The 19123-nt window shown below is 58.9% G+C and carries 16 protein-coding genes and 2 pseudogenes; 9 read left to right on the top strand and 9 right to left on the bottom strand.

Translation table 11 applies throughout. The features are described 5' to 3' along the window. Positions 1-7: 7 nt before the first annotated feature. The 4 genes from M728_RS27380 to M728_RS27395 form a co-directional block, all read right to left on the bottom strand. Positions 8-553: a nuclear transport factor 2 family protein gene (locus M728_RS27380; RefSeq protein WP_026622545.1), complete on the bottom strand. Its 546-nt coding sequence runs from the start codon at positions 551-553 to the stop codon at positions 8-10. A gap of 212 nt (positions 554-765) precedes the next feature. Continuing rightward, positions 766-1014: a ferredoxin gene (locus M728_RS27385; RefSeq protein WP_026622546.1), complete on the bottom strand. Its 249-nt coding sequence runs from the start codon at positions 1012-1014 to the stop codon at positions 766-768. Between the two features lie 37 nt (positions 1015-1051). Beyond that, a complete protein-coding gene (locus tag M728_RS27390) occupies positions 1052-2230 on the bottom strand; it encodes a cytochrome P450 (protein ID WP_051441018.1) in 1179 nt (392 codons plus the stop codon). 598 nt (positions 2231-2828) lie between these two features. Beyond that, on the bottom strand, positions 2829-3515 hold the full coding sequence (locus M728_RS27395; protein ID WP_026622548.1) for a GntR family transcriptional regulator: 687 nt from the start codon (positions 3513-3515) through the stop codon (positions 2829-2831). Positions 3516-3811: 296 nt separating this feature from the next. Here M728_RS27395 and aepX point away from each other — a divergent pair, with 296 nt between their 5' ends. Further along, the gene (aepX, locus tag M728_RS27400) at positions 3812-4741 is read left to right on the top strand and encodes a phosphoenolpyruvate mutase (RefSeq protein ID WP_245269794.1); all 930 of its coding nucleotides are present in this window, start codon (positions 3812-3814) and stop codon (positions 4739-4741) included. Between the two features lie 110 nt (positions 4742-4851). Here the strand turns inward: aepX and M728_RS27405 are convergent, their stop codons facing one another. The 3 genes from M728_RS27405 to M728_RS27415 form a co-directional block, all read right to left on the bottom strand. Then, complete coding sequence (locus M728_RS27405) at positions 4852-5628, bottom strand: phosphocholine cytidylyltransferase family protein (protein ID WP_026622550.1); 777 nt, start codon at positions 5626-5628, stop codon at positions 4852-4854. Beyond that, positions 5625-6866, bottom strand: coding sequence for a pyridoxal phosphate-dependent aminotransferase (locus tag M728_RS27410; RefSeq protein ID WP_026622551.1), 1242 nt, complete (start codon positions 6864-6866; stop codon positions 5625-5627). The genes M728_RS27405 and M728_RS27410 overlap by 4 nt, the downstream gene beginning before the upstream one ends. Positions 6867-7238: 372 nt before the next feature. After that, the gene (locus M728_RS27415) at positions 7239-8150 is read right to left on the bottom strand and encodes an isocitrate lyase/phosphoenolpyruvate mutase family protein (RefSeq protein ID WP_034884320.1); all 912 of its coding nucleotides are present in this window, start codon (positions 8148-8150) and stop codon (positions 7239-7241) included. A 443-nt stretch (positions 8151-8593) separates the two neighbouring features. On the opposite strand from M728_RS27415, the gene M728_RS27420 reads away from it, so the two are divergent. The 3 genes and pseudogenes from M728_RS27420 to M728_RS27430 form a co-directional block, all read left to right on the top strand. Beyond that, positions 8594-9133 (top strand): peroxiredoxin, encoded by a 540-nt coding sequence (locus M728_RS27420; protein WP_026622552.1) that lies wholly within the window; start codon positions 8594-8596, stop codon positions 9131-9133. A 73-nt stretch (positions 9134-9206) separates the two neighbouring features. Further along, positions 9207-10649, top strand: coding sequence for an RNA polymerase factor sigma-54 (gene rpoN, locus M728_RS27425; protein WP_026622553.1), 1443 nt, complete (start codon positions 9207-9209; stop codon positions 10647-10649). Between the two features lie 612 nt (positions 10650-11261). Continuing rightward, positions 11262-11384: pseudogene (locus M728_RS27430) on the top strand (transposase domain-containing protein); the annotation flags it as partial. 40 nt (positions 11385-11424) lie between these two features. Here M728_RS27430 and M728_RS27435 read toward each other — a convergent pair. Together M728_RS27435 and M728_RS27440 are read right to left on the bottom strand one after the other, a co-directional pair. Further along, the gene (locus tag M728_RS27435) at positions 11425-12231 is read right to left on the bottom strand and encodes a sulfite exporter TauE/SafE family protein (protein WP_026622554.1); all 807 of its coding nucleotides are present in this window, start codon (positions 12229-12231) and stop codon (positions 11425-11427) included. A gap of 105 nt (positions 12232-12336) precedes the next feature. Beyond that, a complete protein-coding gene (locus M728_RS27440; protein WP_026622555.1) occupies positions 12337-12990 on the bottom strand; it encodes a nitrogen fixation protein NifQ in 654 nt (217 codons plus the stop codon). A 1384-nt stretch (positions 12991-14374) separates the two neighbouring features. Here M728_RS27440 and M728_RS27445 point away from each other — a divergent pair. The 5 genes and pseudogenes from M728_RS27445 (at position 14375) to M728_RS27465 (ending at position 18867) form a co-directional block, all read left to right on the top strand. After that, on the top strand, positions 14375-15355 hold the full coding sequence (locus tag M728_RS27445) for a LysR family transcriptional regulator (protein WP_026622556.1): 981 nt from the start codon (positions 14375-14377) through the stop codon (positions 15353-15355). 349 nt (positions 15356-15704) lie between these two features. Next, complete coding sequence (locus tag M728_RS27450) at positions 15705-17162, top strand: hypothetical protein (RefSeq protein WP_156943543.1); 1458 nt, start codon at positions 15705-15707, stop codon at positions 17160-17162. Positions 17163-17176: 14 nt separating this feature from the next. Next, positions 17177-17408: pseudogene (locus M728_RS27455) on the top strand (GMC oxidoreductase); the annotation flags it as partial. Positions 17409-17597: 189 nt separating this feature from the next. Next, the gene (locus M728_RS27460; protein WP_051441016.1) at positions 17598-17831 is read left to right on the top strand and encodes a hypothetical protein; all 234 of its coding nucleotides are present in this window, start codon (positions 17598-17600) and stop codon (positions 17829-17831) included. A 40-nt stretch (positions 17832-17871) separates the two neighbouring features. Next, entirely contained in the window at positions 17872-18867 is a 996-nt protein-coding gene (locus M728_RS27465; RefSeq protein WP_026622557.1) for a phosphoribosyltransferase family protein, read from the top strand. Positions 18868-19123: the final 256 nt, after the last annotated feature.

Below are 19123 nucleotides of genomic sequence, written 5' to 3' on the forward strand. Positions count from 1 at the left end.
CTCCGCCTCACTTTCGCGCCTGGGAAGGTATGCAGCGCTTCCCGAGCGCGTAGACCGGATCGTCCGGATGCGATGCTCCGATGGGCTGGCGAAGACCGAACCGCTTTACCTCGGATGCTGCCGGCGGGGTCTGCTCCTCAAGCCAATCGTAGACCACAGTGCGCTCGGCAATTCGCCACTCCCCTTCCCTCTTCTGAAACAGGTCGCAATAGCGACCGCAAAGGAGAACCTGACGTATTGTCCTGGCCCCGTCCGGTCCGCGTTGCCGAGCAGTGAAGTAACTCTCGACGGCGGCCTCTGCCGGGCCGATGAACTCGATCAGAACGTTAGTGATTTGATGGATATTTCGCGGTTCGGTCTTCAAGACACCCAGCGCGAACTCAATGAAACCCTCGGCCGAGCCGGAATAGGCCCCGTGACTGTCATGCGCATCGGGCCAGTAGGAGCTACGTAGCGCCGCCTCATCCGCGCGGTCCACCCCGCGGCAGTACCGATAGAGACAGTCGCGGATCGCCTCGCGGTCGAGTAGTTCGGCAATTTTTTCGTGGTCCATGGTTTTGTCGCAGATCTGAGATTGGAAGAGACGTGTTCGCGCTTCAGTTACGCAGCAACGATTTCGGACTGTTCGGCGGTTGAGGCAGCTCCGCTGTCGGCAAACACTGGCCACCGATTGCGTATCGACGTGAACAGCCACTGCAGAGGAATTGGCACAGCGGCTGAATGTCTGGACACAGGCTGTTGCGGTCCTGTACGGGAAAGCTCTAGTTACTTGAAGCCTCCAGGTTCTTGATTGAACAAAAACCGATCAAGCAATTCATCGGGCGAGCGATCAATTTCCAGCGCATGATCGGGGCAGGATCGAGCGCCTCGTGACGCGAGGAGTTCGTCCCTCTCCGCAACCTCGATGTCACCAGGCAGGATATAGCCGTCCTCATCCAGCTTGAAGATGTGGGGCGCTTGCGACCAGCATCGCGCGTGGCCCTGGCATTTGGCGTTGTGGACGATGATGCGCATGCAGTACCTCCATGTCTGTGCCCCCTGCGGCCATTGGTCAGGACCAGTCCAGAATCAGATTCTCGATTCCGAACACATGGCCGCCGTAGGTGATGGGCGACGTACCTTCCTTGATACGGAAGGCCGGGATGCGGGCCAGCCACTCCTCGAGGCCAACAACAATCTCCCGCCGGGCAAGGTGCGAGCCAAGACAACGGTGGGGACCACAGGCGAAGGCAGAGTGGCGATTGTCCTCTCGTGCGAGATCGATCGTGTTGGGGTGATCGAATTCCGCTGGGTCACGATTGGCAATCATCGTGGCGCAGGAAATGTAGTCGCCCTTACGGATCGGCGCGCCTTCGAAATCGATATCTTTCCTTGCTACGCGGATCATCTGCACGGTCGAATAGGCCCGCAGCAATTCTTCGGCTGCAGGCACGATCCGTTCCGGTTCATTCCGCAGCAATTCCTGGTCTTCGAGATTGCGCGCAAGATAGGCCAAGTCGAAGCCTATCGCTGTAGCGACCGTGTCGAGTCCTGCGACCAACAAAAGCACGCCGATGCCACGGACCTCCTCGCCGGTTAGCGGACGGCCATCGACCTCAGCTTCAACGATGAAGGTCATGAAATCAACGACCGGATCTTTGCGGCGCAGGGCTGCAAGTTCATCGATGAACTGCACAATGGCCCGGGCCGCCACTGTTCGTTTGACAGCGCCTCCGTGGAGCAGATCCTTCCCCCAGCCGACAAATGTGTCGAGCCGCTCATCAGATAGGCCCAGAAAGCAAAGAAAAATGCTGACCGCAAAGGGAAAGGCGAAATCCTTCATAACGTCACAACTTGTGCTCGACGCGGAGATCCTGTCGATCAGCGCGACCGCACGTTCACGGACGGCCGGCTCCAGCGCCATCACCCGCTTGGGCGAAAACAAGGGATTGAGTAACGAGCGAAAGACGGCGTGGACCGGCGGGTCGAGCTCCAGCGGGATCATCGGCCAGTTTTCGCCGAGCGCCGAGGCGAAGATGCTGCGATGGCTGGAAAAGGTCTCGGGGTCCTGTAGCACTCGGCGTTGGTCCTTAGCGCGAGTGATGACCCAGGTCCCTCGGCCATCGCGCGTGTTGTTGGGAGAAAAAAAGATTGGCGGCCCGGCGTGGAGGCAAGCGACAGCTGCGTGCGGATCCCCGTTGGGCGTGCGCTGCATGTCGGGCGACGTGAACAGGCTGAAGTCCTTCACCATTTCGGGTGGGACATGATCTGGGATCGGCTTGCTCACCACTTTGGTTTCTCCTACCATCAACCATTCGCCAATTGGTGTCTTCGCTGGCCGGGAAGGCGATGGGCTCTCCGGCGCGTATGGCTGCTCGACCAAAAGGGGCGAGCGAAATCGTCGAGACACAGCATTTCCAATCTCAGACAGCGCACCGCTTGCGTTGAACTCAGTAGCGCCTCCCGAATACGAGCCGGCAACTCTCGCCGCACTCCAAGCACGGTCTTCAAAACACGTGCCGATTTGACGGATTTGGCCGAGGAAATAAGTTTGAGATTGTCTTTTCAGTTGTTTAGCTTGAGGCAGAAGAGGAGATTGGCTCAATCCGCCTGTGTCGAGAATCGAACAAACCCTACCTATTGTCGGACTGGTATTACTTGCGAACGTCGTCTTCCGCAGGACAGCGTCCCTGCAGCGGAGCGGTATCGTTTATGGTGCCCGTCACTTCGGCAAAGAACCGTGAACGGCACCATGGTCAAACGTTAAACGCAGGTGGGTTCATTCCAGTATGGGCCTACCGTTCCCGTGCCTTCCTCCTTGGGCAGAGGAATTGGTCACGCACCTCTCGCTACGAGGGAAAGATTGTTAGCCGTCGTGCGTTCATGTCTTGCACAATGCTTGAGACTGCGCTCTGCTCTAAGCTAAGGTGGCTCATTAATGCGGACTCCACCACTCCCGTTGCATTGCCAAGATGGGACATCGCACCCGCCAGCTTGGCGAGACTTTTCCCAAACGATAGAGAAAGCTTGGATGCGGTTATTTCCATGCGTAAAGGGTGAGTGCAAAAACAGAAATTCTCAATGATTTTGCACATTTCGCAATTCGATGTCGCTTCGGCAATTTCCCTGAAGATCCTCTCCGCTCGAAGTGCGAGTTCTGCTGGGATCAATTCGTTACAGGTGGCGGTGTGTAAGGGTGACTGATTTCGTACGCGCCCTATCGCCGAGGTGAGAATTTCTCGTGCCACGGCATATGAGTCCAATAGAGCCCACTCGGTGAGTGGCCTCGTGAAGTAGCCCCTGTGAGGAAGGGATATGATCTTCCCTTCAGCTGCAAGTCGGATAAGCGCTTCGCGTACGGGAGTTCGGCCGATGTTGAGTTTGGACGCCAGTTCCTTGTCCCTGAGATGCTGTCCCGGCACCAAGGCGTAGCTGTAGAGCAATTTGAGTACAGCATCGTAGGCTGTGTCGGCCTTCGCACGCGCCTTTGGGATATCTATTCCGCGGCACTGGGGGGTTTTCTCGCAGAACCACATCTTGCTCTCCTTTGTCGACTTCCATTGAGTAAATTCGTTGGATCAAACAACATTCAGTGCCGGTGGCATGAGTTGACCAAGGCCAAGCACAATGTTGCATCGGTTGCGCCATCGGCTTCAAGCGGTTGTTCCTTCCTGAACCCATATAAATAGATTTTTTCATATGTCCCGAAATATATTATTTAGGGTCCTAACGGCGCGTGATTTTTCCAAAAGCATATTGAAAATATACTTCATACGTCCATTGCCTTTTCGGCCAGGATTACTCAAGCTTCGTTCATGAAGGAGGAATGACAATGGATCAGCCATTTTTCATGCCCCGGCCGATCGGCCCCGTCCAGGACCCGACGAAGACACTCCGTGATCTCATTTGCTCCAGCGACCTGTCATTCCTTATGGAAGCCCACGACGGACTCTCGGCGGCGATTGCGAAGCAGGCGGGCTTCAAAGGCCTTTGGGCCTCCGGACTTTCGATCTCTTCGGCACTCGGCTATCGCGACGCCAGCGAGGCGAGTTGGACCGAATTGGTCGATGTGGTGGAGCGCGTGGCCGACGCTAGTGGATTGCCAATCCTGGTCGACGGCGACTCGGGGTTCGGCAACTTCAATAACGCTCGGCTGCTGGCAATGAAGCTCTTGAAGCACGGGGGCGCCGGCGTCTGCCTGGAGGACAAGGGCTTCCCGAAGGTAAATAGCTTCGTCGGAGACCACCATCGCCTCGCCGACATCGGTGAGTTTTCCGGCCGCCTCAAAGCGATCAAAGACACAACAGGGAATGACCTTGTCCTGGTCGCCAGGACCGAAGCGTTGATTGCCGGCTTCGGCCTGGAAGAGGCTCTGAAACGCGCTGACGCCTATGCCGATGCCGGCGCAGACGCGATCCTGATCCATTCGCGCAAGAGCGATGCGGGCGAGATTCTCGCTTTCGCGAAGCAGTGGCAGAAGCTTCCGCTCGTGATTGTGCCGACCAAATACTACCGCACGCCGGTTTCGACTTATCGAGATGCCGACATCTCGACTGTGATCTGGGCAAACCATACGATGCGGGCTGCAATCGCCGGGATGCGCGAGGTATGCAGTCGCATAGCTGCGGAAGAGAGCATTGCCGGGGTCGAGGCGGAGGTTGCCACGCTCGACGAGGTCTTTAGCCTTTTACGATACGACGAATTGGCATTGGCCGAAGATCGTTATCTGCCGAAGCAGGAATTGACGGGGGCACCTCGTTGAGAGACTCCGTACGGCTTCGATTACCATCTGAGAATACAGCCCGGCTGTCGTAATTGCATTGGCCGGATCGAGAAGATAGCGAAGCATGTTCTTTCTCCCTGCTCTAGCCGCTAGCAGGGCAGCTCGCGAGCGGTGATGAACATCGCCTCGGCGATGCGGAGATCCGCCTCACTGTCGATCTCGTACCAGCGCACATCGTCGCAGCGGGCTGCCGCAATCTGCAGGCCTTTGCGCTCGACCAGGTGCGAAAGTAGCTCTTCGGTGTAGGCCGTCACGGCGCCACAACTGATGAGATCGTGCAGACACGGAACGATCATCTGGCGCAGATCGCCGCCGGAGAACCGGATCAGGTTCATCGTCTTGAAGAGACGCGGTATCCCCTCGAGCAGGTTTGCCGCAGTCTGCTTCATCCGCACCTCGGCGATGTTCCCATTGTCGCTCAACACGACTGCCGAGCCCTCCATCGACCGGTCGAACGGCGCCACGGCCGCGACGTTGCCGGTTTGGAAGAGGGAGAGCTTGCGCAGCGCCTCGATGTCGAAGAACACGTCGCCTTCCAGCAAGTAAGTGTCGCCCGACAAAAGCGCGTGGCGGGCCAGCCAGAGCGAATAGGCACTGCCTGTTTTGTCAAAGACGCTCGACTCCACATAGCTGATCGCAATGTTGCCGAACCGGCTGCCGCAGGAATACTGGATGGCATCCTTCCGGTAGCCGACGACGATAGTGACGTGGTCAACGCCGAGCGCTTCGAGATTGCGCAATGCATTATGAAGGATCGGCGTGCCGTTGACCTCGACGAGCGGCTTGGGCCGCAGGTCGGTGAGCGGTCGCAGCCGGGATCCGAACCCCGCCGCCAATATCACGGCCTTGGTCGGAAGCATCGTCATGACAGCACCCTTTCTTCGTTTTCCGCTCGCGGCGAAGCTCCGTAACTCCAGGCATTCAGGAATTCGACCAAGCGGACGAGGCCGTCCTGCAAGACATCGGACGGGACTCCGTAGGAAAGGCGGATGCCAAAAGGATCCCCGAATGCTGTCCCGGGAACCGCCGCGACGCCCGCCTTCGCGATCAGCTCGCGAACCAGCGTGTCGACGTCACGATCGCCGATCACCAGGTTGCATGGATCGGGCGCCACCAAGTTCCTTATATCGAGATAGAAGTAGAAGCCGCCCATCGCCGCCGGTGTCGGTATGCGCGACAGGCCCGAAAGCACTTGGAGACCCATGTTGCGCGCAGCCGCGAGTTGTCTTTGCAGACCCGCCTCGAACGTTCCTTCCGTGGTCTCCAGATGATGCAAGGCCGCATGCTGAGCGATCACGTTCGGATTCGACGTCGTATGGGATTGCAGGGCTTTCACCGCGCTGACGAGAGGCTCCGGGCCCGCCAGATAGCCGATCCGCCACCCGGTCAGGGCGAGCGTCTTGCTGAAGGCATTCACGATCACCGTGCGAGAGCGCACTTCCGGAATGGTCGACACGATCGAATGATGGCCGATGTCCGTGTGGATGAAATCCCCGTAGCACTCATCGAAGATGATCCAGAGATCGTGCTCAATGGCAAGCTCGCCAAGCGCGCGCAAAAGCGCCGCATGATAGACCGTGCCAGTCGGATTGTTCGGCGTGTTGACGACTATCGCGCGCGAGCGCGGAGTGACGGCCGCCGCGACGTCTTCGATGCGGGGCACGAAGCCATTTGCTCTTGTGTCAACGTGAACCGGGACGCCCCCGGCGATCTGGACTTGCGCCGGAAATGTCGTCCAGTACGGGGTCGGGATGATGACCTCGTCGCCCGGATTTAACAGCACCATTGCGATATTGAACAAGGCCTGCTTGGCGCCGGTCGTAACGGCGATCTCGCCGGCTCCACAGGCCTGGCCGGTTTCCTCGGTCACCTTGCGGGCCAGCGCTTCGCGCAATTCCTGGATCCCGATGGTGTCGGTATAGCGGTTGATCCCCTTGTCGATCGCGGCGATTGCACCATCACGGATGGTCGGAGCGAGGTCCGTCCAGATTTCGCCGGCCGTCAAGTCGACCACCTGAATGCCGGCAGCGGCGGCCTCTTTGGCCGCTGCTCGAGCCGCTGCTGTCCCCGACCCTTTGAGCATGGTTGTGCGTTGCGCAAGCATGTGCGCCTCCTGAAGTTCCCGTTATGGTGTTGTCAGCCAGTGGGCCTATCGGCCTCAGCCGTGCTTGGGGAGATACCGTTCGTCTTACAAAAACTCATCACGTCTCCAGGCCTCTCGTTCCTGATGGAAGCGCATGACGGACTCTCGGCCACGATTGCCCGTCAAGCCGGGTTGCCTGGGCTCTGGGCATCCGCAATCATCACCGTCGGCGGAGCCAATCACCTCGCCAGCGGCAATCAACGATCTGTCTTCCGTTCCCCGCGGCAATCGCGACAGCCTCGCGTGCCGTTCCTGGCCCCGAGAGCGAAGACAGCCGTTTTGCAAGCATGTGCGCCTCCTTAACCGTCAGATCGTCGATATCCGGCACGTGCTTCAGCGCGGCCGATGCCCACAATGCAGGCCGGGCAAACACCGATGTTCCCCGGAAAGCGGTTCGTCATAGCGCCGCAGGTCCAACATTTCGTCGATGATTGCCACCTCCGGCTCAATGCTCGCGCATGCTTGCTTCGGCGTGACGCAGTCACATACGGCCCGCATGCCTGCGACCGCAGCCTGCATTGCATGATCGGCCCAGATCAACATGGAAATGCCAGCCTCGCTAAATACTGAAACCGGTGTGCCGTAGTCGTTCGTGGCTACGATCACGAGCGGAAGCCTCTTCCATTTTTTCGCGAAGGCGGAAATCGCGCCAGCGTCGCCCTTTGGCGAATGGATGAGTATGGCATCGGCGCCGGCGTACACATAGGCGTGAGCACGCCGAAGGGCCTCGTCGAGACCGTGGCCAGTCAACGCCGTGGTGCGGGCGACAACCACAAGGTCGCTTCTCGCAGTGTCCTTGATCGCTTTCAGGCGGCCGGAGAACTCATCGATTCCGGCCAACTGATGACGATTGCTGAAGGCGTTCATTTTCGCGTCCCCAATGCACACACCAGAGGCGCCGCGCTGCAAAAGCTTCGTTGCTAGTGACCGCGCACTAAGGTTCCCGAAGCCGTAATCGCCATCGACCAGAATCGGCAATTTGCTGGCGTCTGCCATGCGCTCCACCACCTCGAGAACACGGGTCCAATCTGCCTCCCTGGCGTTGCGGTAGCCGAGGCTCGCCGAAATGGACAGCGCCGACGCCCAAAGGCCCTTGAAGCCCCCCTGCTTTGCGATTGCCGCGGAAAGCCCGTCATGCGCCCCCATGAGATGCGTCAGGTCGGATGAGGAAATCAGGTTGTGAAGCGTTTTTGTCGGGTCCTCAATGGGGCCAATGCTCTTGGGAACAAAAACAGTCTGATCCATGGTCTGCTTCCCTTGGAGATCTGCCAGAGCCGTGCGCCGGGACAAAACCATTGAAGCAAGTTGCATGCCGATTGGCGACCCTTTGCGCGGCGCGACTTGTCGTCACCCGATGGCGGGACTTGCGACTTCTTGGTTAGGCCTGCGACATTCTTGTCCGACTTCCGACACAAGAGCCCCTGGAGACTTCTTCGATCTCCGAAGGAGCGCTGGCCCGCTAAGGCAACCGAAAGTCAGCACCTGTGTTTCGCGCGCATGACCAACGACTTCGGCGCGCTCTGTCAGACCTTGCGGACAAGCCAAGGGATCGCTCAAAGGCAGTGAGATTTCCTGCTTTATACCAATGGCATGGGTCTTGCTAGACCGATGTGCCGGCTGAGTTCGGTGTCGCGCCGGCCGCAGCCGAGAAGCCGTGCACAAGTTTTTCTTCTAGGGGAGTACCATTGATGACCACGAAGACCAAGGTTCCGTTCGTCACCTTTCGCACGCGTGTTCGCGATGACTCTATAGGGGGACCAAACCCGTACCGCTGGGAAGACTATACGTCCGACGATTATTTCAGCGGCAAGCGCGTCATTCTGTTTTCGCTGCCAGGCGCTTTCACCCCGACCTGCTCAACCCTCCAACTCCCTGATTTCGAAGAACTACATGGCGAGTTCAAGAAGGAGGGCATTGACGAGGTCTACTGTCTCTCGGTCAACGATGCATTCGTCATGAATGCATGGGGCAAGGCGCTGGAACTCGAGAACGTCAAACTCATTCCCGATGGCTCGGGAGAGTTCACGCGCAAGATGGGCATGCTGGTCGCCAAGGACAATCTCGGTTTCGGTATGCGCTCCTGGCGCTACGCTGCGGTGGTCAACAATGGCGTGGTGGAGCAGTGGTTCGAGGAGGAAGGTTTCTCCGACAACTGCGAAACCGATCCCTATGGCGTGTCTTCGCCGCAGAACATTCTTCGATCGCTGAAGGCCTCGGCCGTCGCTTGATCCAGGGGATTTACGTCTCACGGCTACTTTCACGCACGGCAAGTGTGTCGCTCGATCGGAGTTCGCTTCAATCATGAAGTCCTTCACAAGCCTTCAACAGGGTCAGCAGCAAACGCTCACTATGACCCCCCAACTCATCGAGTCGATCCGCCTGCTCCAGCTCGCGCATCACGAATTGCATCAGTTCGTGGAGCAGGAATTGGAGAAAAACCCGTTTTTGGAGCTGGCGTCAAACGATGGTACCGCTTCTGGAGATGTGTCGACGATTTCGGAGGAGGATCCGAACATCAGCACGCGCAAAGACTCCGTTGATAGGTCGACCGGGGTCGAAATCCCGGAACTGCTCGGTCAATGGAAATCAATCCGAGATACCGCCAATATTCCCGCGGCTCAAAGCCCTGCCCTGGCGGAGTTTGCCGCCACCCCCGAAACATTGCACGACCATGTGGCTCGTCAGATCGCCCTCACGGCATTCACCCCGCAGGAACGGTTGATTGCCCGGGAGCTTGCCGACCATTTGGAAGACACCGGGTATCTTCAGGTAAACCTTTTGGAATTGGCTAAGAAGCTGAATGTCCCGGAGACGGATGTGGAGCGGATTCTCGGGACCCTGCAGCTCCTTGATCCGCCGGGAATATTCGCGAGAAGTCTCAGCGAGTGCCTCGAGATACAGTTGCGTCAGCGAAACCGGTTCGACCCGGCAATGGCAGCTTTGGTCGCCAACCTTGAGATGCTTGCGCAACGCAATTTTCGAGCATTGAAGCGTGATTGCGGAGTCGATGAAGATGACCTTCTCGACATGTTGCATGAGATCCGTACGCTCGATCCCAAGCCTGGAAACAGGTTCCAATCCGGAGGACCGGAATACATCATACCCGACGTCTGCGTGCTGCCTTCGCCTGGAGGCGGATGGCAAATCGAGCTTAATCCGGACACGCTGCCCAAGGTGCTGATCAACCAGACCTATTTTGCGGAAGTCTCTCGCCTGACCACTCACAACTCGCAAGACCAGGCATTCCTCAACGAATGCTTCCAAAACGCGAGCTGGCTGGTTCGCAGCCTCGATCAGCGCGCCAAGACGATCCTCAAGGTAGCAACCGAAATCGTCCGCCAGCAGGATGTCTTTCTGGAACATGGCATCGCTCATCTTCGACCGCTCAATCTGAAAGCCGTCGCTGAAGCGATCAACATGCACGAGTCGACGGTAAGCCGCGTGACGTCGAACAAGTATATGCTCACGCCGCGCGGCGTGTTCGAATTGAAGTTTTTTTTCACCGTCGCGATTGCCTCTTCAAAAGGCGGCGACGCTTACTCCGCCGAAACTGTCCGCCATTGCATCAAATCGATAATCGCCGCAGAACCGCTCGATAAAGCGCTTTCCGACGACGACATCGTCGCCAAGCTCAAGGAAAGCGGCATCAGCATTGCGCGTCGCACCGTCACAAAATATCGCGAGGCGATGAACATCCCCTCCTCCGTGCAACGACGCCGCGAAAGGCGTGCGGGTTTGTGCTGATGGCGAACAAGCCCGGAGGCCTCGTGCCGCCGATGAAAGCAAAGCGTTCTTAGCCAAATGGATCCTGCTCTTGATCCGTGGCAGGCGACTTAGCGTAACCGGTGTTTTGCCCCACGTTGCCCACTGTCGCCTGATCTGTGATGGGCTTTCCATGGAAAAGTGACAAGGAGTTTCTCCATGGACACCTTGCGATACTGGCATACGTCATGAAAGAACCACACTGCTTTCATCGGCGCCGCATCGCCCCGTTCGGCCGGCAAACCGCGTCGATCCCGCCAAGGTGTGTGCCGTCCTGCCCGCCAGTCCCTCCCGGGCAAGACACAGCGTCAATCGTCACGTTTATCGAAACCGAAATCCGTGCAGCTTTCGTCACCCGCGCTCCCGCCACCCCTGCATCACGCCACTGTGCGATGCCCTTTCCTTGGACGCGCAGCATTCAATACCCATAGAACGCCGCTCGCGCCCGCGGCTTAGCCCAACACGTTTTCAACTGACCGTCGCTGTCAGACTCGGCGCGCTCCGCGATGTCGAATAACGCGACGCCAAGCTAAAAACCCTCTGCAATATGTTGGAAGAGGTGCTCGGCATAATTTGACGGTCGGCATAAACCGCAAACTCAATTCTATCGATCCGCTGGCCTACCCGACCGCCACGCTCACCGCCATCGTCAACGGCCACAAGCAGAGCCGGATCGATGAATTGCTACCTTGGCGGTTCGCTTCGCACGACCGTTGAAGATCGTGCGCTGGCGCGTAGGAAATCTGGAGGCAGCGGATCACGTGTGCCGCCATATCTTGATCGCGGAAATCATCAGGATCAAAGCAAGAGCAGGCAGCAGCACGACACTCGGGACGATGCCGAGGAGCTGTCCCCCGATAAACGCGCCAAGGATCGATCCGAAGGCCATGACGAGCAGGAAAATACGGTTGCTTTTGATGACGGCAAAGCTCTGGTCACGACTGTAGCGGGTAAACCCGACGATCATCGTCGGCAGGCTGACCGCCAGGGAGAGGCTGCCCGCGAGTTTGATGTCTGCGCCGAAGAGAAGGATGAGGGCTGGAATCAGAAGCTCGCCGCCTGCGACCCCGAGCAGGGATGCCACGATGCCGATCACGAGGCCCGCGACCACGCCCGCAACAATCTGCGTCGCCCCCGCAACAAGGGCCACCCCGGCGGAGATGTCGTAACCAAACACGAGCACGCCCGCAATGATGAATAGCAAGATGGCAATCACCTTGTAGAGCGTCTCGGACTTCAGCCGCGTCGCCCAGCCCGCGCCGAGCCAGGCACCTGCGAGACTTCCGGCCAGGAGATTGACGATGATCGGCCAATGCCCCGCGATCTGATCGAACGGAACAGTCGCCGCCCGAAATGGCAGGGCGAACGCTACGACGACTAGGCTCATGGCCTTGTTGAGGATCACCGCTTCCAATGCGGCAAATCCGAACGGACCGATTAGAAGGGGTAGACGGAATTCCGCACCGCCAAGTCCAATCAGGCCACCAAGGGTGCCGATAGCAGCCCCGCCGACGAACGCGGCTGACCGATTGCTGGAAAGGTCCTTCAAGGCGGGATCGGCCATGGCGTTATGTTCTCCACGATATCGCGAGCCCTGACCTATTACCCCCCTCCATAGGCATTCACCTGAGGGAGATGTATCAGGTGGGAGCGAAACACCGGTTACGACTTAGCTTTCTTCCGAAGCGAAGCAGGTTTTGAAATCTATGCAACCTCGGCAAGTGGGCGCGGTACACTGCGAAAAGCCTTCAGCCTCGCAGAGCTTACGGTAAAGGTACCTCTTCCATCTCATGTTATTGGTGTTGCCAGCTGCCAGTGTGGGAAAATGGCTCGCAAGCAAGCGGCTGAGCTCGGACCGGTCATAAAGGCCAAGGTTCTGCCAGAGGTGGTCATGGCGCAAGGCGCGCCGGGCAACGATCTTGGCGAAGCGGGCGCTCGCGGGGTCGCCCGGCCGGGCATGCGAAAGCAACATACCTCGCAGAAGTTCTTCCTCCACGCCAGGCTCGGCATCGCTTGCCTCTTCCAGGGAGAAGGCGTCGGCGAGGCCAGGGGGAAAACTTTGAGTGAGAATATCCTGCAACTCGGCTCGCGAAAGGCCGGTCGCCTCCGTCGCCGTCGCCTGGCCAACGTCGATCTCCTCGAGCGCACGCAAAAGGATACAGGCAATCACATACTGGTCGAAATCCATCTCCGCATCCATCCGCAGCCATGGCCTGACATTGGCTGGTTGTGAGTGTCGTCTCCGGCCGGATTTATAAGAAATTCGCACTCCGCGGGAGGGCCTCGTTCCCCACTGAATGCGGATCTGACGTCGATCTAACATGTGCTTTCCTTCCTGCCGTCACGGCACCCGGAGTCGATAGGCAGCTCCCGCGTCTCACGACGAGGGCGTCGCAAGAGTCGTGCCAATAGCCTTCCGAACGTTAATTCAAAGGCTTAGAGAGGGTGCGGAGGGACACCTGTCTAACGCAAGGTGTCGGGGAAACGACAAATACGACAGCGCCGCAGCTCCTACACCGAACCATCCTCTAGACGGACATCGTCAGGGTAGATGACACACGGCGCGCGCTGCATTGCGTCAACCGCAGGGTGACAGGGCCAGCGCTATATGGGCATTGGCACAGGTCAAGAAAGTTGCCAGGACTAATGCGCCCAGACGTCCCCTGAAAAGCAGCTTTCGCGGACCGGCGGCGCCCCGGCCGAACCCGATGTTTGGGATGAAATCACAAGCTTGAAATACCCGCCTATCCATGACGCGGATTTATTCCATTAAAATAATGGATTTTGCCAATTCGATGGGATGTTGCATTACAACGCCTCGAAGAACCGGACAGCGCGATCTGTACAGCGGGGCCCACATGTCCATGTCCTTTTTGGGAACGGTCCGTGGAGACTTGAACCGAGGTGACCACGAAGTGCTCACCTTGAACCGGAGGCAGCCGAGATGAGGAGCAAGATGGATGTCGACGACTCTGCCAAAAAGGCTACGCCAAGCCGAAACTACGATCTAGGCGTCCTGAAGCTAATGACCGGCATCGTTAGCCATAGCTTTAGTGCGCCACCGAACGGCCTCTTCAAGAGTTTTCTGCCGATCGCAATCAAGAGAATATCGATAGAGCGTGCCTGCTCAAGCGACTCTTGTGCCTTGACCTCCCTGCCACCTCAAGGCCGCAGCCGCAGGACGACTGAGCCGCTCCGGGCCAATGCGGAGGGCGATTGGCGCGAAGACCAAACCATCCCGGAACAGCTTGCGTCTGCCGCACCTGACCCGAAGGCCGAGCGGCGCCCCCATCTCTCCGACTCCAGCAGAACGCTGCAGGTCACGGGCTGTAGCGATATCACGGTCTGGCGAAAAAGACAGACGCAGGGGCTCATCACCTTTCGGTGCTTCTCCAATTTGATCGATGAGCATCGCATTGAGATGGACTCCAACACAGTCGAGCGCTCTCCGATTGCCTGGAAGCGTAAGTCCGCGTTCTTTCGCCGGCCACGACGGCGGCTGCGAGGATTGAACCGTCATTACTTCGCTGACGCAACCTTGCAAGGCGAACGGCGTCGGACCGCTCGACTAACGTTGCTGATGTGCCCACTCCCATCGTCAACCAATCACCGAACAGTCGGATCGAACACCTTCTGTCCTCGGTCTAGACAGCGAAGGCAATACTCAAGGTCGTGGTGTGAGAACACCGCTTCCTAAGGAGAAACCCATGGATGACCTAGATTTCAGTCGTGAGATCGCCGCTCACAGCCGCGAAGCACGGCCATATCGAAAACTGAACCTGGCATCGATGGATCTGAACCTGTTGGTGGCGCTCGACGCATTGATGGAGCACCGTAACGTCACGCGTGCAGCCCAGCACATCGGACAGAGCCAACCGACGATGAGCCGGGCGTTATCAAAGCTGCGCGCCGCGTTCAATGATGATCTTTTGGTTCGCTCCTCGACCGGCTTGGTCCCCACTCCGCGGGGCGAGCGCTTCGCCCGTATGCTGGGACCGGTGTTGAATGCGATCCGTGAAATCGTGGCAAGTCAAAGCTTGGCCCGAGAGGAATGGCGTTCGAAGGCGGTATTGGCGATGCCTGATCACCAAGCGCTAGTCCTGCTGCCGCGCCTCCTGCCGCAGTTGCGCGAGCGCGCCCCTCAACTCGACATCGTCACCAATCCGTTTCTCGCTGGCGCGCTGCGCCGACTTGAACGGGGCGAAATAGACCTTGCGGTCGGACAGATTGGCACGTCTCCCCCCGGTTATCTGCGGCGCAGCCTCTACACCGACCGTTTCGTCTGCCTGCTGCGTTACGACCACCCGGCGCTGGCGCAGGAATGGACACTCGAAAGCTGCGCGGCGTTGCGCCACGCCGCCATCGCGTCGAACTGCGACGACGGCTTCGGCCAAATCTACGATCAATTGGACACCTTGGATCTGCCGAATCGCGATCCCGTGCTGGTTTCCAGCGTGCTGACCGCCGCGGTGGTGGTCGCGGCGACCGACCTGGTGCTGATTGTACCGCACCGCGTCGCGACACGGATCGCCGCCATTCTGTCGATTGCGATTGTCGATCCGCCCATGGAGCTGAAGCCCTACGAGGTCGCGCTGATTTGGCACGAGCGTTGCCATCGCGACCCCGAACATGCCTGGCTGCGTCGTGAAATCGCCGCGGCGGCGGGAACACAACACGCACAAGAATAACCGCGGAGGTAAATCACCGATAGTCGAAACAGCTTCAGCAATCGAGGCAAGAAGTGAATGAGCAGCAAACCTCAGCTGGCCGCGGCGTGGCTTCTGCAGAGGTGGAACAGCAGGGCCTTGTTTCCGTGGCCCCTGTATCCTGCTCGCGGAAGAACATCCGCCAAAGTGTTCCTCAAATGGAGCGGCTGGGATCAATGCTCCACGTCAAAGGGAAATGCGTGCACCGATGGTTCAGAAGGGATTCTGAAACTTCCCAGAAGGATAGCCGGTATGGATTTTGCGTGATGAAGAGGCCTCGGCGGTCACTGACACGGGCGCCCTCATGATCAGGATAAAGGAGTGATGCGAAGTGGTGAATACAGGTCGGCCCCAAACGGGCGCACACAATTCTCACGAAATTGCACGCCGGCAATTGGCACTCAGGGAGGTGTCGCCGCACGAGAGACTGGATCTCTGGAGCAAAGAGGGACAGGGCGAGTACGAGGGTCGAAAAGAGGCGGTGAGACGAATAAACGCCTGGATGGAGACTGGCGATGTCAATGCGGAGCTGAATCTATCATCCCTCCGCCTGACCAGCCTGCCCGACGCGCTCCCGGTCGGACTTCGATGGCTCAACGCCGAGCGAAACCGGCTGGCCCGCCTAAGCGACGCACTTCCGGCTGGACTCCAGAGGCTCAACGTCGAAGGCAATCAGCTGATCTGCCTCCCGCATATACTTCCGGCCGGCCTCAAGACGCTTGAGGCGAGTTATAACCAGCTAGTCTGCTTGCCTTACAAACTTCCCCCGGGGCTCCAGACGCTCAGAGTCGATCTCAATCAGCTGACCACCCTGGACTTCAATCTCCCCGCAAGGCTCCAGACGCTCCAAGCAAGCTACAACCGGTTAAACAGATTGCCCGGGGCACTGCCGGTTGGGCTCCAGACCCTCGGGGCCGCGTACAACCAGCTAACCAGTCTGCCCGACGACCTCCCTCCAGGGCTTCAAACGCTCAACGTGGTCGGCAATCAGTTGACCAAGCTGCCCACTAGCCTTCCTCCTGAACTCCAAGAATTCATCGTCAGGTATAACCGACTGAGCAACCTGCCCGACAGCCTTCCCCCCGGGCTCCGAGTGCTCATTGTCGACGGCAATCAGCTGGCCTGCCTGCCCAACACGTTACCGGCCGGACTAAAAACACTCGAGGCGAGCTACAACAAGCTGACCTGCCTGCCAGACAACCTTCCCAAAGGGGTCCAGACGCTCATCGCGAGCGACAACAGGTTAACCAGCCTGCCCGGTACCCTCCCGCGCGCGATCGAGGTGCTGGATGTGAGCGGCAATCAGCTCACCAGCTTGCCCGACGCACTACCGGGCGGGCTTAGGACGCTCAGCGTCGGCAGCAACAGGCTGGCCAAGTTGCCCGCCAACCTCCCGGCCGGGCTCAGGACGCTCGTTGCCGAGGACAACTGTCTGACCTGCCTACCCGATCAACTCCCCGCCGCGCTCAAGACGCTCATCGCGAGCAACAACCGGCTGAAGCACCTGCCTAATGCTATCCCGACCGTGCTCAAGACGCTCAACGCCAGGCACAATCAGGTGACTAGGCTACCCGAGAACCTGCTGACGCAACTGGGCTTCGATTGCACGGTTTATCTCGAGGGTAACCCGCTCTTCGAGCAGGAGGGGACGAACCTGGCCGAAGCGATCAGTGTTCCGGGCTATTCCGGTCCGCTGGTATTCGTCTCGATCGCCACCGGAATGCAGAAAGATGAGACGCAGCCGCTGCCCGAACCGATTGCGAATCGGCTTGGCGACAACTCCGACTAGCCCGAAATTCTCGGCCGCTGCCGGTGGAGATGATCATGGTCCGCGGCATTCGCGGCACGGAATCACATGTCCAGGGCACGCTTCGCATGGGCAACGATCGAAGCGACTCCGTCGTCGGCCGGGACCTGATCCATCACGAATTCCGCAACCTTGCGATCGCCGGCACGAGCACATCAGTTGCTCCTGCGCCAACCCAGCCCGACGGCGGCGGCGCTTTCGCTAAGAGCCGCCACTCGCATCTCGTGAAGGAGGGGAGAATGAAGGGTGTTTCGAGGCGTACCGTGCTCGCGCTCGCGGCAGGCGGGCTCGGTTCGACCGGCCTCGTCTATGCCGCCGTGCGATCCATTTCGGAACTGGGCATGGTGCGCGCGACGCTTGAGAGATATCTCGGCAATCTCATCGTGCCTTCGTGCTGGAGTCCCAGAGGCGCAACCGGTGGATTTCACGACGGAGAAGCTGGCAGACGCCACGACGCTTTTCGAAAGGCTGCATATCGCAGACGTGGTGCGCGCGCTCCTGTCCGACGATCCCGCACACCGGCCGGAGCGGTTGGAGCGCTTGTTGCTCGCCGATTTCCATCTTCTGACCGACTATGCCTGGCGGCGCGGACCGGACGATCCCATCACCTATTCCGGGAGTCAACTCGGGGTAAACCTCTTCAAATTTTGAAGCGGCTTAGCCCGCAAACACCACTCAGAGGTGCAACAAGATGCAGTATCGATCGATTGCCGACATGGATGCCACGATTACCAGAAACCTGCATCGACTGCCCGGCGATATCGATCTGGTCGTCGGTATCCCGCGCAGCGGCATGTTGGCCGCCAATCTCCTCAGCCTGACGGCAAACATCCAGATGACCGATCTCGACAGCTTCGTCGCAGGCAAGATTTTCTCGAGCGGGATTACCAAGCGTTCCGCATCGCTCGGACGCACGATGGCCGAAATGCGCAGGATTCTGATCCTCGACGACAGCATCAATGGCGGCACTGCCATGAGGGAGGCCGGGGCGAAGGCGGCGGCCGCGGGAATTCCGCGCGACCGGCTGATCTTCGCCGCCGTTTACGGCACCTACAAACGCTACGAGGAGACGGACTTCGTGTTCGAGGTCGTACCGCAACCGCGATTGTTCCAATGGAACTTCATGCATCACAAGTTCCTTGGCCAGAGCTGCGTCGACATCGACGGCGTGCTGTGTCTCGACCCCACCAACGCGGAAAACGATGATGGTCCTGCCTATCTGCACTTCCTCCGGCAAGCACGCCCGCTCTACGTGCCAACGCGCAAGATCGCCTCCCTAGTGACCAGCCGGCTGGAGATATACCGCCCTCAGACCGAGGCGTGGCTCGCGCGGCAGGGCATCGACTATGACGAACTAGTCATGCTCGACCTGCCGAGCAAGGAAGAGCGCCAGCGTCTCGCCGCCCACGGCCGCTTCAAGGCGGAGGTCTACCGACGCACGAATGCCGTCCTGTTCATCGAAAGCGAACACGGCCAAGCCGTCAATATCGCGAAACTCTCCGGCAAGCCGGTCCTTTGTGTGGAAACACACGAGATCATCACGCCCGCATCGGCCCTGGTGCGCGAGCGGCTGAACTTGGCAAAGACGGCAGAGGGACGGCACGCGCTGCTGAAGGCAGCGGCCCGGACCGTACTCGGTGAGCGCGGCTACGAGGCACTGAAGAGCAAGGTCAGGAAGCCGACCTGAGCGGCGAGAACATTGTCGGCCAAATAGAATGCGTTCTTAAAGCGCTGCGCGTCGAGCTTTCCGATATCCGGTTCCGGTTTTCGGCCGATGCGCTGGCGGGCGCGGACCTCGCCCATAGTCATGCTCGATCTTGTGATAGCGCGTCGGTGCGCCCGGACAGCCGAGATTCAGGCTAGGTGCCGCATGGCAGCGCTTCGTTAGAGAGCCGGGCTCGGGAATACGCGCGTCTGGACAAATTAGGGCGACACCTTATCTT

The sequence above is a fragment of the Ensifer sp. WSM1721 genome (assembly GCF_000513895.2).
Lineage (GTDB): Bacteria > Pseudomonadota > Alphaproteobacteria > Rhizobiales > Rhizobiaceae > Sinorhizobium.